We start from the raw sequence: 13,181 nt of genomic DNA, 5'->3' as shown, positions 1-13,181 counted from the left end.
GAGAGCGATGGCGCGCGCATGGCATTTGGCGTCCCGGCCCCAGGGCATGCCGACGATCGACAATTTCGAATTGAAAGCGTTGCCCGACGCGCCGCTGGCCGAGGGGCAGGCGCGGGTGCGCAACCTGTGGCTGTCGGTCGACCCCTATATGCGCGGGCGGATGAACGACGTGAAAAGCTATGTGCCGCCGTTCCAGATCGGCGCGCCGATGGACGGCGGCGCGGTCGGCGAAGTGATCGAGAGCCGCAACCCCGCCTATGCGGTCGGCAACAAGCTGCTGCACATGGCCGGGTGGCGCGACGAGGCGGTGATCGGCGCCGAGACGATGGCGCAGAAGCTGCCGGCGCTGGGCGTGCCGGATGAAGCCTGGCTGCACAATCTGGGGCTGACCGGCGGCACCGCCTATTTCGGGCTGCTGCGGGTCGCCGAAGCGAAGGCGGGCGACGTCGTGTTCGTGTCGGCGGCGGCCGGGGCGGTCGGTTCCGCCGTCGTCCAGATCGCCAAGCTGAAGGGCATGACGGTGATCGGCTCGGCCGGCGGTGCCGCCAAATGCGCCTGGGTGCGCGAACTGGGCGCCGATGCGTGCATCGACTACAAGGCGGGCGACGTGCTGGACCAGCTGACCGCGGCGGCGCCCAAGGGGATCGACGTCTATTTCGACAATGTCGGCGGCGAGCATCTGGATGCCGCCTTCGCGCTGGCGCGGCAGAATGCGCGCTTCGCGATCTGCGGGATGATCGACCGTTACAACGACGGCGGCGCGCTGACCCTGAAATACCTGATCCGCACCATCCCGGCGCGGATCCGCATGCAGGGTTTCATCTACACTGATTTCCTGAGTGAGATGCCCGCCTTCGTGCAGGAGATGGCCGGGTGGGTACTGGCCGGGAAGGTGACGGCCAGGACAACGGTGCATGACGGGCTGGACAGCATGGTCGACGCGTTCCTCGGCCTGTTCTCTGGCGCCAATACCGGGAAAATGCTGGTCAAACTCTAGTCCGTGCTGACAAAGGGTGGCAGCCATATTCGGGCGGCGGCGAGGTTGAGGAAGCTCTCGAAGGACAGGATGGATTTGTCGTAGCGTGTGGCGCTGCGGCGCTGGTGCTCGAGCTTGCCGAACATGTGCCCGATGCGGTTGCGATTCTTGTAGCGCCGACAGTCGGGATGCTCAGGCGCCTTGCGGTTCGAGCGCGGCGGGATGCCCTGGATCAACAGACTTTCGCGGGAGCGATCACCGTCATAGCCCTTATCGGCGAGCAGCGCCCTGGGCCTGGCGACCGGGGTTTTCATCAGCGGTTCGGCGGCGGCGTCATCCGATGCTTCGCCGTCGGTCAGGAGGAAGCCCAGAGGGCGTCCCTGATTGTCCGGGCGGGCGTGGACCTTGCACGTAAAGCCGCCGCGTAATCGACCAAAGGCGTTCGCAGAATCCCCCCTTTTCCGCCCACGGCCGGGAATGGCCGCGGACCGTGGTGCTGTCGATCATGTGCTGCCAGTCGTCGGTGAGTCCCAGATCTACCAGTGTTTGCAGCAGACCATCCCAAACCCCTTGTTCGGTCCAGCGCCGGAACCGGACATAGACCGAGTTCCATTTGCCATAGCGCTCGTGCATATCGCGCCGGGGGCAGCCGACCCGCAGCACACACATGAAGTGTCCCGTTCAGGAACCGTCGGTTTATCGCCCGCCGGACGGGCCCAGCGTCCCCGCTCGGACGGCAACAGCGGCCCCGATCAGCGCTCATTCCGCATCCGACAAATCCCGGCGACCCATGACTGCTCCCCAAAAAGAAGCCCTGAATCAAAACTCGAACCGCTTGGGAATCCCCTTTGTCAACACGGACTAGTGGACGAAACGGGCGACGACGTCGCGGTAGCTGCGGCTGACCTTCACCTGCGCGCCGGAATCGAGGACAAGAAAGCACTCGCCGTTGGTGTGCGGCTTCACCTGCTTGACGAGATCGAGATTGACGATGGTCGAGCGGTGGACACGCTGGAAACGGCGCGGGTCGAGCCGCTTTTCGAGATCCTTCATCGTTTCGCGCAGGATCAGCGTGTTGTCGCCGGTGTAGATGCACATGTAATCGCCGGCGGCGTCGATCCGCTCGATCGTATCGACGTCGACCCGGAAGATCTGGCCGCGGTCCTTGATGTTGATCAGTTTTTCGAAGCGGCTGGCGGCGGGCGCATCGTCCCCTTCCGCCATTTCCGCCGCCGTTTCCGGCGCGACCTCTGCCAGCACCTCCTTCAGCCGGCCGATTTCCTCGACGCCACGCTTCTCGGCCAGGCGCTGGCGGATGCGGTCGAGCGTGTCGGCCAGGCGCTCCTCTTCAACCGGCTTCATCAGATAATCGGCGGCCTGCGCCTCGAACGCGCGGATCGCATGGTCCTGATAGGCGGTGACGAACACGAACAGCGGCGGTTCCACCTCCATCAGGCCCTGGACGACGGAAAAGCCGTCGAAGCCGGGCATCTGGATATCGAGGAAGACCAGATCGGGCTTGTGGGTCTTGATTGCCCGGATCGCCTCACGGCCGTTCGAGCAGGTTTCGACGATCTCGACATCGTCATGGGCCTCCAGACGCAACGCCAGCCCCTGGATCGCCAGGGATTCGTCGTCGACCAGAATGGTTCTGATGGTCATGCAGCTACCTTAGGTTGTTCTCCGGTCTGGAACGGGATCTCGATCGTCACCGCAAAACCGCCACCTGGACGCGCCTTCGCCTCGAACCGATGATCCGCGCCATAGGCCTGCGCCAAACGGTCGCGGATATTCGCCAAACCGACTCCTGTGGAATAGCTGGGTCTTTTGCGCCGGTCATTCAAGCCCGGCCCGGTGTCGGCCACGGTGATGTGGACGCGATCGATGACCAGCCGTGCTGTCACCGCGATGTCTGCCCCTTCCTCCTTCGGCGTGACTGCATATTTGATCGCATTTTCGACCAGTGGCTGAAGCAGCAGCGACGGCAGCAACGCCTTGGCGGCGGCCGGATCGCATTCGAAGCCGGTGCGCAGCCGGTCCTCGAAGCGCATCTTCTCTATCTCCAGATAGAGTTTCAGCGTCTCTATCTCCTGTTCCAGCGTGACCGCCGCCGCCGGTTCGTTGACCAGCGTGTAGCGCAGGAAGGAAGACAGCCGCGACAGCATCGCGTTGGCCCGCTCCGTCTGCTTCAGCAACACCAGCGTCGAGATAGAGTTGAGGGTGTTGAACAGGAAATGGGGGTTGAGCTGATAGCGCAACATCGCCAACTGCGCGGTCGACGCCTGCGTTTCCAGCCGGGTCAGCTGATCGGCCTGGTCCTCGACCACCAGATAGAAGTTGATCGCGTAATAGAGCGCCGACCAGCCGATGATGACCATCGCGTCGAGGAAGATCGTGCCGAGCAGCAGCCGCACCTCGAAGATCGCGCCGGGGCGCTGGATGGTGTTGAAGATCCATGCGTCGATCAGCGAATAGGTGGCCGCGGCGACGGCCAGCGCCGCGATCGATGCGCTCCACGTCACGATCGGCGCGCGGTTGAGCAGCGCGCGGAACACCGCCGCCAGCACCAGCGTCAGCGAATAGCCGGTCGCCGTCGACACCGCGACCGGGATCAGGAAGGAAATCGTCAGCCCGTTGGCGAAGCCGGACAGCGTCCGCAACAGGAAATAGGCGGCCCAGCCGGCGGTCTGGAGGTTCCAGAAAGCCCGGTTCTTGTCGTCGAAAAAGGGCTTCGCGCTAAGGCCGATCGTCGCCATCGCCGGCTGGTCTAGTCGATTCGGAGGCGGGTTTGAAGCGGACATCCGGCCTCGATCGCCAGCCACGTCGCTCGCTTCGGCGACCGCGCCGGGCGGCCTGGCGCGAAACACCGCCCGAGGCACAATTGATCGTTGTTGGCCTGTCCACAATAAGCATAGGCTCCGATCAGGTCGCGCTGACTATAAGTACATCGGCAAGATGTCTCTCGAAACGACACTGAGTTTACGGGAGATTAACTATGGCGCGTCACGGCGTTTATCCGCACGATATCATTCCACCTCGATCGCAATATTATGACTCAGGCCGCTTCGGCCGAATGTTCGGCAAGCTGCCGCCATTCGCCGCAGACACGCCCGATATCCGCGCCGCCCTGCTCGACATCGGCAAGGCCGGCGGGATCATGGACGCGAAAGACAAGCTGAGCGAGGGACCGCAGAAGCTGATCACCGACGCCAGTCTGTCGGCGAAGAACAGCGACAACCCGACGCTGTCGGCCGGCTTCACCTTTCTCGGCCAGTTCCTCGACCATGACATTACCGCCGACCCGACGTCGAGCCTGGAACGGCAGTCCGACCCGGAACAGATCGCCAATTTCCGTACCCCCAGCCTGGGCCTCGACAATGTCTACGGCGCCGGACCGGGTGGCAGCCCGCACCTCTACGATCAGGGTGCCGGCCAGGGCATCAAGTTCCTGCTCGAGCCGACCGGCATCCCCGATCGGAACGATGTGCCGCGCAACAGCCAGCGCGTCGCGCTGATCGGCGACCCGCGCGACGACGAGAATCTGATCATCTCGCAGTTGCAGGTCGCCTTCCTGCAATTCCACAACGCCGCGGTCGACTATGTCCGCACCAAGATCAAGCTGACCGTGCCCGGCGACGTGTTCGCCGAGGCGCAGCGCATCGTTCGCTGGCACTATCAATGGATGGTCATCCACGAATTCCTGAAGAAGACGTGCGGCGCGGCGGTGGTCGACGACATCATGCAGAACGGTCGCACATTCTACAAATGGCACAACGAACCGTTCATCCCGGTCGAATTCTCCGTCGCGGCCTATCGTTTCGGCCACAGCCAAATTCGGCCGTCCTACCGCGCCAATTTTACCGGCAACCCCGGCAACACGCCGTTCTTCGCGATGATTTTTACCCCGACACCGTCCGACCCGATGGACCCGGACGACCTGTCCGGCGGCTGCCGGGCGCCGCGCCGCTTCGTCGACTGGCCGACCTTCTTCGATTTCCACGATGGCAATGTGAAGCCGAACAAGAAGATCGACACCACCCTGTCGACCGCGCTGTTCAAGCTGCCCGGATCGGTGGTTCCGCACCCGGACGCGAAGGCGAACCCATCATCGCTCGCCCAGCGCAATCTGCTGCGCCACCTGACCTTCTCATTGCCGTCCGGCCAGCGGGTGGCGAGCGCGATGAAGCTGCCGGTGCTGTCGAAGGGCGACCTGTCCGACCTGAAGCCGCACGGGCTGGACGACCGTACCCCGCTGTGGTTCTACATCCTGCGCGAGGCGGCGGTGGTCGAGAATGGCGAGCGGCTCGGCCCGGTCGGCGCGCGGATCGTCGCGGAGGTGTTCCTCGGCCTGATCCAGGGCGACCGCGCCTCCTACCTGTCGCAGGACCCGGAATGGCAACCGTTCCTGCCGACCGTCGACGCATCGAAGAAAGGCGACGATTTCAGCATGGTCGACCTGCTGCGTTTCGCCCAGGTGGCGTAGCGGCGGGGTTCTTCGTTAGGGGGGAGGCACCGGCCCGCCCCCCCCACCTGCCCCCTGTACGTCGGGCGCCTTCGCGTTAGACTGGCGCCCGACATACAGGTCGAGAGGAGGCGGATCATGGCCGGGGACACCCACGCCGATCGCGCGCGCTTTGCCGCGATGACCGAGGGAACGCGCGAGGACTGGGCGATCATCGCGGGGCATTTCATGCCGTTCGCCGGCAAACTGGCCGACCGGTTGATCGCCCATCTGACCCTGCTCGACGGCGACTATGGCGGCTTTCCCGTCGACCGGCTGCAGCATTCGCTGCAGACCGCGACCCGCGCCCACCGTGACGGTCGCGACGAGGACTATATCGTGATGGCGCTGCTCCACGATATCGGCGACACTTTGTGCAGCTACAACCACCCGGATATGGCAGCGGCGATCCTGAAGCCGTTCGTGTCGGAGGAGCTGCACTGGATCTGCGCCCAGCACGGCGTGTTTCAGGGCTATTATTTCTTCCACCACCTTGGCCTCGACCGCGACATGCGCGAACATTTCCGCGGCCATCCGCATTTCGAGGCATGCGCCGAATTCTGCGAGAAGTACGATCAGGCGGCGTTCGACCCCGCCTATGACACCGCGCCGCTCAGCTTTTTCGAACCGATGCTCCGTCGGGTGACCGCCGCGCCGAAAAACAGCATGTACGTGAAAAAGACCGAAACCGCCTGACCCCGGAAAAGCCGCCGCCCCCGAAGAGGAGCGACGGCCTTTGCGGGGCGGTTCAGCCGATCAGAAGCCGACGACGAGCGTGCCGATGAAGGTGCGCGGCGCGCCAATCTGGGCGTTGGTGACCTTGCCGTTATCCATCGTGCCATCAAAGCCGCCGACATAAAGTTTGTCGAACAGGTTGGTCACGTTGAACTGCAGGTAGGTTGTGTCGTTCAGCCCCAGGAAGCCGAGCGGCAGCCGGGCGTCGATGTCGATCAGCGTATAGGCCGGGGCGGTCGCGCCGTAGACCTCGGTGCGGACGCCGCCGATCGTCTGGTAGACCGGGGTATTCTGATCGTTCACCCAGCGCCGGCCGGTACGTTTCGCCTGCACGCCCAGTTCAAGCGGACCGAGCGAGCCCTGGACGCGGCCGCCGAACGTATATTCCGGCGCCCCGCTTTCGCGCTTGCCGCCGGTCGGCAGGTAGGTTTTCACGCCGGCAACCTCACCGACCAGAACGTCGTCCTTGATCTTCGACTTCAGATAGGAGCCGAAGACATAGACGGTCAGGTCGCGCACCGGGCTGTAGGCGATACTGCCGTCGACGCCATATTTGTCGACGGTTCCGAGGTTGCGGTACAGAGTCCGGTCGGTATCGGGATCATACGCCGCCGCCAGCCGGTTCTGGTACTTGGTGTACCAGCCGCTGACCTGCGCCTGAACCCGGCCAGAGCGGTAGCGGACGCCAACATCGAAATTATCCGTCGATTCCGGCACCGGCCGGGCCGAGGGCGTATTCGCCGGGAAGAAGAACGCGTTGTACAGATTGTCGGTGCCCGGAACCTGCAGGCCCTTCGAGTAATTGCCGAACAGCGAGAACTGGTTGCTGATGTTGTAGGTCAGCCCGACGTTAGGCAGCGGCTTGTCATATTTCAGCACCCGCTGCTGCGGCCCCTGGAAATTGGGATTGGCCGCGGCATAGGCCGCCGCGTCGGCGGCATTGTCGCCGAAGCAGTCGACGAAGCCGGTATCGCTGGTCGTCGCGCAGAAATTGTTCAGATCCCGCTTGAAGAACGGCATACGCAGGCCGGCGGTGACGATCAGTCCGCCATCGAAGAAGCGGCCGCGATATTCGCCCGATACCTGGTTCAGGATCGCGTAGGACAGGCGATCGCGCTTCTGCAGGATATGCCCGTTCAGGTCCGCGATCGGATCGTCGATCGGGAAGACGGTGAACGGCCGTCCGTCCCGCTGGAGATAGCCGACCTGCCCGGTCTGGCGGTGACGCGCCCGATCATAGGAATAAGCGACACGGACGCTGTGCGCGTCACTGATGTCGTAGCGCAGCGACGCGATCACGCCGTACCGCTTGGTCCGCGTCTGACTGGGCGCGAGCAGCGATACCTGATCGAGCAGGTCGCCGTCGCCGTTCAGATCGATCCCGGCATAGGGCTTGCCACCGATATAGCCGAACAGGCCGCCCGGGCCGGTGACCGGATTGCGGCTGTTGAAGCCAGGCGTGCCGGGTACGTTGACATAGGCATATTCGAAACCGGTGACGGTACCGCCACCATTCGCCTTGACCGACTGGAAGCTGGGATCGACGGTCAGCACCAGCCCGTCGGCCAGGGTAAAGCGCGACGAGATACGGATGTTGCCGGTGTCCGACGGGTTGAAGCGATTATCGAAGACGGTGCCGCAGCTGTTCGGCGTGTCGGCGACACCAGCCTGCGGCACGTCGACCTGACAAGGCGCGATCTCGTAGAAGCGCTCATCCCTGGTGATCGGGAAGCGGTTGCTGCTCGCCGGGCCGACGACGCGGTTGGCGTCGAGCCGCAGCGGCACCGAGCCGAAAAAATTGTTGCGGTTGACGTTCCAGTGGCCGGCGATCGAGATAAAGTCGCCGCTGGAGCCGAGCGGCTGGTACAGGCGGCCGTTGAACTGCTTCTTGTTGATCTGCCCGCTGCCGTAGACGGTGTCGTTGGTCGCGCTGCTCGCCGAGAAAAAGGCGCGGGTGCCCCACGGCGTGAAGATGCCGGTGTCGACCATGCCGAACACGCGGAAAAAGCTAAAATCGCCGGCGGAGCCGACGACCTTCACACTGAAATCCTCTGAAGGCAGCCGGGTGCGGTAGTTGACCGTCGAACCGGAGGCGGCGGCGGTCGGGCTGTCGACGTCGGTCGAGCCGAGGTTGACGTTGACCTGCTCGATCAGTTCCGGATCAAGCTGCTGATTCGAATAGAGGGCGTAGTTGCCCGAATCGTTCAGCGGAATACCGTCGAACGTCTGGCTGATGCGACTGTTGTCGAAGCCGCGAATGAACATTTTGCCGCCGGCCGATCCGAACGGGTCGTTGTTCTGGAAGCTGACGCCGGGCAGCTGGTTGATGATGTCGTTAACCGTCTGGCCCGGCACCTGCCGCTGGATGAATTCCTGGGTCAGGACGGCCTTGGCCTTGGAGGTATCCGGAACGACGACGCCGCCGACATCCCGGCTGGTGATCGCGGTAACGACGATCTCGTTGTCGAAATCGACCGACCCGGTCGACTGGGCGCCGGCGGCAGCCGGCATCGTCAGGGCGGCAAAAGCCACCCCGCAAAGGTAGTACATTTTCATCTTGCTATCCCCTTGGGCTCGTACGGCCCGTCTACGCGGCGGATCGCTGCGGCGGGCCCTCATTGGCCGCGGTATATTTCCGCAGTGTGACAGAGTTTAGGGGATAATTATGATACTGGAAAAACGCACTTTATGCGTTGCAGAAATGCATCACCCGCTGCACCTGCTCAGCCTTCATCACCCATACGAAGGGCGGCAATGAACGCTTCCTGGGGGATCGAAACGGAGCCGTACTCACGCATCCGCTTCTTTCCCTCTTTCTGTTTGTCCAACAATTTGCGCTTGCGGCTGGCGTCGCCACCATAGCATTTCGCGGTCACGTCCTTGCGCAGCGCGGCGATTGTCTCGCGCGCGATCACCTTGCCGCCGATCGCCGCCTGAATCGGAATCTTGAACAGATGGCGGGGGATCAGGTCCTTCAGACGCTCGCACATGTGGCGACCGCGCGCCTCGGCGGCGGCGCGGTGGACGATCATGCTGAGCGCATCGACCGGCTCGTTGTTGACCAGGATGCTCATCTTGACCAGATCGCCCGCCCGGTGGCCGATCTGATGATAGTCGAAGCTCGCATAGCCGCGGCTGATCGATTTCAGCCGGTCGTAGAAATCGAATACCACTTCGTTCAGCGGCAGTTCGTAGGTCAGCTGGGCGCGTCCACCGACATAGGTCAGGTTCTTCTGGATACCGCGCCGGTCCTGGCACAGCTTCAATATCCCGCCCAGATATTCGTCGGGGACGTAGATCGTCGCTTCAATCCACGGCTCCTCGATCAGCTCGATCCGGTTGGGGTCCGGCATGTCGGCCGGGTTGTGCAGTTCGATCTCGCCGCCGCCGTGGGTCAGCCCGATCTTGTAGACCACCGATGGCGCAGTGGTAATCAGGTCAAGGTCGTATTCGCGGGTCAGCCTTTCCTGGATGATCTCCAGATGGAGCAGTCCGAGAAAGCCGCAGCGGAAGCCGAAGCCAAGCGCCGCCGAGGTCTCCATCTCGAACGAGAAGCTGGCGTCGTTAAGCCGCAGCTTGGAGATCGATTCGCGAAGCTTGTCGAAGTCGTTGGCGTCGACCGGAAACAGTCCGCAGAACACCACCGGCTGCACTTCCTTGAACCCTGCCAACGGCTGGGCAGCAGGGCGTTTGACGTCGGTGATCGTGTCGCCGACCGCGGTCTGGCTGACCTCCTTGATCTGGGCAGTGATGAAGCCGATCTCACCCGGCCCAAGTTCGGTCAGCTGCTCGATCTTCGGGCGGAAGCAACCGACCCGGTCAACCAGATGCTGGGTGCCGGCGTTCATGAACTTGATCGCCTGACCCTTGCGGATCGTGCCGTCGACGACGCGGACGAGGATGACGACGCCCAGATAGGGGTCGTACCAGCTGTCGACCAGCATCGCCTTCAGCGGCGCAGCGGCATCCCCCTTCGGCGGCGGGATACGGGCGACGATCGCGTCAAGAATCGCATCGATACCGATGCCGGTCTTGGCGCTGGCCAGCACCGCGTCCGACGCGTCGAGGCCGATCACCTCCTCGATCTCCGCCCGCACCTTTTCCGGTTCGGCGGCGGGCAGGTCTATCTTGTTGATAACCGGTATGATTTCATGATCATGCTCGATCGACTGATAGACATTGGCCAGCGTCTGCGCTTCCACCCCCTGCGCCGAATCGACAACAAGCAGCGCACCTTCACAGGCGGCGAGGCTGCGCGACACTTCGTAGGCGAAGTCGACATGCCCCGGCGTGTCCATCAGGTTCAGAACATAGGTTTCGCCGTCCTGACCCTTCCAGTCGAGGCGCACGGTCTGCGCCTTGATGGTGATGCCACGTTCCTTCTCGATATCCATATTGTCGAGCACCTGGGCGCTCATCTCGCGCGCGGTCAGGCCGCCGGTGCGCTGGATCAACCGGTCGGCGAGTGTCGACTTGCCGTGATCGATATGGGCGATAATACTGAAATTACGGATTTTTTCGAGCGAAGCGGCCACAGTTCGGGTCATTCTTTCAGAGAAAGGAGCGCCGCCGATAGCACCGGCGCCGGCGCTTGCCAAAAGGAGAGGTGAGTTGCCACCCCAGCCGACAGCAAATACTTGATCGGCCCTCGCGGTTAACCGATAATATAGTTCGGATCGCATATGGCCGCGTGCCGCGCCACGGAAAATACGGGCGTGTTTCTTTTTTACTGCCACCGCCTTTGGGGGGAAAAATCGTGCGTAAGATCATCACCGCCGTCGCCGCTGCCTCGCTCGTCGCCACCGCGGCGCCGGCACTGGCGCAGAAGAAGGGTTCGTCTGGCCGCCAGGCACAGACCAAGGGCACCCAGGAAATTCCGATTTGCACCAAGCGGCTGGGCACCATCGCCATCGTCGAGCCGGACAACCAGTGGTGGCGCGAGCTGAGCCTCGGCAGCCCGGAAGCGATCATCAAGGTCTTCGTCCAGAAGTCCGGCTGCTTCGGCCTGGTCAACCGTGGCCGCAGCATGGCCAGCCGCAACATGGAACGCGCCATGGCCGATTCGGGCGAGCTTCAGGCCGGATCGAATCTGGGCAAGGGCCAGGTGAAGGCGGCGGATTATTTCCTGCAGCCCGATATCGTCAGCTCCAATAACAATTCCGGCGGCAACGCGCTGGGCGGTGTGCTCGGCGGTTTCCTCGGCCGGTCGACGATTGGCGCCATTGCCGGCGGCATCTCGATCAAGAAGAAGGAAGCCAACGTCACCCTGTCAGTGGTCAATGCCCGCACGACGGAGGAAGAGGCGCTGGTCGAGGGCTATGCCCGCAAGTCCGACCTGAGTTTCGGTGCCGGCGGCGGCGCTGGCTGGATGGGCGGCCTCGCCGCGGCCGGCGGCGGCGGCTACCAGAACACCGAAATCGGCCAGGTCATCGTTCTTGCCTATCTCGACGCCTATACCAAGCTGGTCACCCAGCTTGGCGGCCTGCCGGAGAATGCGGCCGACGCCGCGCCGCTGGCGCGCTGATCGCACGCACGCATTGGCAAACGTAAGGCGCGGCGCCTTCGCTGACCGGCGAGGGCGCCGCGCTTTTGCTTGCGCTTGCCCCGCCTCACGCTAGCATCCCGTCAGATAACATGGCGGGAGGACGGTCTGGCATGCGGCATGTCGCGGTGATCGGTTCTGGGCCGGCGGGCTATTACACCGCCGAGGCGTGCCTCAAGACCTTCGGCGACGCGGTGCGCGTCGATGTCATCGACCGGCTGCCGGTGCCCTACGGGCTGATCCGGTTCGGCGTTGCCCCCGACCACCAGTCGATCAAGGCCGTCGCCAAGCGCTACGAACAGGTCGCGCTGACCGACAATGTCCGCTTCGTCGGCAACGTGACGGTCGGCGAGGACGTGACCGTCGCCGAGCTACAGCAGCTTTACGACGCGGTGGTGCTGGCGACCGGTGCGCCGCACGACCGGCCACTGGACGTCCCCGGCGCGGACCTGCCCGGCGTCATCGGCTCCGCCGCCTTCGTCGGCTGGTATAACGGCCACCCCGATTTCGCCGACCTTGCCCCGCCGCTCGCCGGCCCCGGCGTCGCCGTCATCGGCAACGGCAATGTCGCGCTGGACGTTGCCCGCATCCTGGCCAAAACACCGGCGGAGTTCGCCGGCTCCGACATCGTCGCCCATGCCTTGGAGGCGCTGGAGCAGGCGCGGGTGCGCGACATTCACATCCTCGGCCGCCGCGGCCCGCACCAGATTGCGATGACCCCGAAGGAACTGGGCGAACTGGGCCAGCTGGCGCGCGCGCAGCCGGTGGTCGATCCGGCGGACTTCCCGCCCGAGGGCGACGACGCCCTGCTCGAGCCGGGCATGCGCAAGGCGGTCACCCACCTGCGCGATTTTGCCGCCGCCCCGCACAAGGGCAAGCCGATCGCGATCGATTTCGATTTCTTCGCGATGCCGGTGGCTGTCGAGGGCGACGGCCACGCCGAGCGGGTCATCGTCGAACGGACGCGGCTGACCGACGACCTGCGTTCAGTCGGCACCGGCGAGACCTATGCGATCGAGGCGTCGCTGGTCGTCACCTGCATCGGCTACCGCACCCCGCCGATCGCGGGCGTACCCTACGAACATGGCCGCGGCCGTTTCGCCAACACCGACGGCCGGATCCTGCCCGGCCTCTATTGCGTCGGCTGGGCGCGGCGCGGGCCGACCGGTACGATCGGCACCAACCGGCCTGACGGTTATGCCGTGGTCGAACTGATCGCCGCCGACACCGGTGCGGCCAGCGGCAAAACCGGGCGCCCCGGCCTCGATACATTGCTCGCCGAGCGGGCGGCCGACGTCGTCACCTTCCGCGACTGGCAGAAGATCGAGGCGGCGGAAGTGGCACGGGCACGCGACGGCGCTCCGCGTGAGAAATTCACCGGCATCGCCGAAATGATCGCGGCGCGCGGCGGCTGACCAGCCGCCGAA

General features: G+C 64.0%; 10 protein-coding genes. 5 read left to right on the top strand and 5 right to left on the bottom strand.

Features of this window, described 5'->3' with window-relative positions; translation table 11 throughout:
* Positions 1-46: 46 nt before the first annotated feature.
* Positions 47-997 carry an NADP-dependent oxidoreductase gene (locus ACMT1E_RS15130; RefSeq protein ID WP_414901310.1) on the top strand — a complete coding sequence of 317 codons (951 nt, stop codon included), beginning with the start codon at positions 47-49 and terminating at the stop codon, positions 995-997.
* Here ACMT1E_RS15130 and ACMT1E_RS15125 read toward each other — a convergent pair.
* From ACMT1E_RS15125 to ACMT1E_RS15115, 3 genes are all read right to left on the bottom strand, one after another.
* Positions 994-1,455 (bottom strand): IS5 family transposase, encoded by a 462-nt coding sequence (locus ACMT1E_RS15125; protein WP_414903472.1) that lies wholly within the window; start codon positions 1,453-1,455, stop codon positions 994-996. The two genes, ACMT1E_RS15130 and ACMT1E_RS15125, sit on opposite strands and share 4 nt — an antisense overlap.
* Positions 1,456-1,837: 382 nt before the next feature.
* The gene (locus ACMT1E_RS15120) at positions 1,838-2,638 is read right to left on the bottom strand and encodes a LytR/AlgR family response regulator transcription factor (RefSeq protein WP_414901309.1); all 801 of its coding nucleotides are present in this window, start codon (positions 2,636-2,638) and stop codon (positions 1,838-1,840) included.
* A complete protein-coding gene (locus ACMT1E_RS15115) occupies positions 2,635-3,732 on the bottom strand; it encodes a sensor histidine kinase (protein ID WP_414901308.1) in 1,098 nt (365 codons plus the stop codon). The genes ACMT1E_RS15120 and ACMT1E_RS15115 overlap by 4 nt, the downstream gene beginning before the upstream one ends.
* 317 nt (positions 3,733-4,049) lie before the next feature.
* Between ACMT1E_RS15115 and ACMT1E_RS15110 the strand changes: the two genes are divergently transcribed.
* Both ACMT1E_RS15110 and ACMT1E_RS15105 read left to right on the top strand, forming a co-directional pair.
* Positions 4,050-5,459: a peroxidase family protein gene (locus ACMT1E_RS15110; RefSeq protein ID WP_414901306.1), complete on the top strand. Its 1,410-nt coding sequence runs from the start codon at positions 4,050-4,052 to the stop codon at positions 5,457-5,459.
* Positions 5,460-5,576: 117 nt separating this feature from the next.
* On the top strand, positions 5,577-6,173 hold the full coding sequence (locus ACMT1E_RS15105; RefSeq protein ID WP_414901305.1) for an HD domain-containing protein: 597 nt from the start codon (positions 5,577-5,579) through the stop codon (positions 6,171-6,173).
* Between the two features lie 60 nt (positions 6,174-6,233).
* On the opposite strand, the gene ACMT1E_RS15100 is transcribed toward ACMT1E_RS15105, so the two are convergent.
* Both ACMT1E_RS15100 and lepA read right to left on the bottom strand, forming a co-directional pair.
* Positions 6,234-8,768 carry a TonB-dependent receptor gene (locus tag ACMT1E_RS15100; RefSeq protein WP_414901304.1) on the bottom strand — a complete coding sequence of 845 codons (2,535 nt, stop codon included), beginning with the start codon at positions 8,766-8,768 and terminating at the stop codon, positions 6,234-6,236.
* 167 nt (positions 8,769-8,935) lie between these two features.
* Positions 8,936-10,747: a translation elongation factor 4 gene (gene lepA, locus ACMT1E_RS15095; protein ID WP_414901303.1), complete on the bottom strand. Its 1,812-nt coding sequence runs from the start codon at positions 10,745-10,747 to the stop codon at positions 8,936-8,938.
* A 221-nt stretch (positions 10,748-10,968) separates the two neighbouring features.
* On the opposite strand from lepA, the gene ACMT1E_RS15090 reads away from it, so the two are divergent.
* The gene (locus ACMT1E_RS15090) at positions 10,969-11,736 is read left to right on the top strand and encodes a CsgG/HfaB family protein (protein ID WP_414901302.1); all 768 of its coding nucleotides are present in this window, start codon (positions 10,969-10,971) and stop codon (positions 11,734-11,736) included.
* Between the two features lie 131 nt (positions 11,737-11,867).
* Positions 11,868-13,169, top strand: a complete 1,302-nt coding sequence (locus ACMT1E_RS15085) for an FAD-dependent oxidoreductase (protein ID WP_414901300.1) — start codon at positions 11,868-11,870, stop codon at positions 13,167-13,169.
* Positions 13,170-13,181: the final 12 nt, after the last annotated feature.

The organism is Sphingomonas flavalba, assembly GCF_047553045.1.
Lineage (GTDB): Bacteria > Pseudomonadota > Alphaproteobacteria > Sphingomonadales > Sphingomonadaceae > Sphingomonas_L > Sphingomonas_L flavalba_A.
This window is presented reverse-complemented; position numbering and strand designations above follow the sequence as displayed.

What these genes read in the sequence shown, in the direction of transcription:
- ACMT1E_RS15100 (WP_414901304.1), bottom strand. Translation starts at nt 8,768, where the DNA reads ATGAAAATGTACTACCTTTGCGGGGTGGCTTTTGCCGCCCTGACGATG.
- ACMT1E_RS15130 (WP_414901310.1), top strand. Translation starts at nt 47, where the DNA reads ATGCCGACGATCGACAATTTCGAATTGAAAGCGTTGCCCGACGCGCCG.
- ACMT1E_RS15120 (WP_414901309.1), bottom strand. Translation starts at nt 2,638, where the DNA reads ATGACCATCAGAACCATTCTGGTCGACGACGAATCCCTGGCGATCCAG.
- ACMT1E_RS15085 (WP_414901300.1), top strand. Translation starts at nt 11,868, where the DNA reads ATGCGGCATGTCGCGGTGATCGGTTCTGGGCCGGCGGGCTATTACACC.
- ACMT1E_RS15115 (WP_414901308.1), bottom strand. Translation starts at nt 3,732, where the DNA reads ATGGCGACGATCGGCCTTAGCGCGAAGCCCTTTTTCGACGACAAGAAC.
- ACMT1E_RS15105 (WP_414901305.1), top strand. Translation starts at nt 5,577, where the DNA reads ATGGCCGGGGACACCCACGCCGATCGCGCGCGCTTTGCCGCGATGACC.
- ACMT1E_RS15110 (WP_414901306.1), top strand. Translation starts at nt 4,050, where the DNA reads ATGTTCGGCAAGCTGCCGCCATTCGCCGCAGACACGCCCGATATCCGC.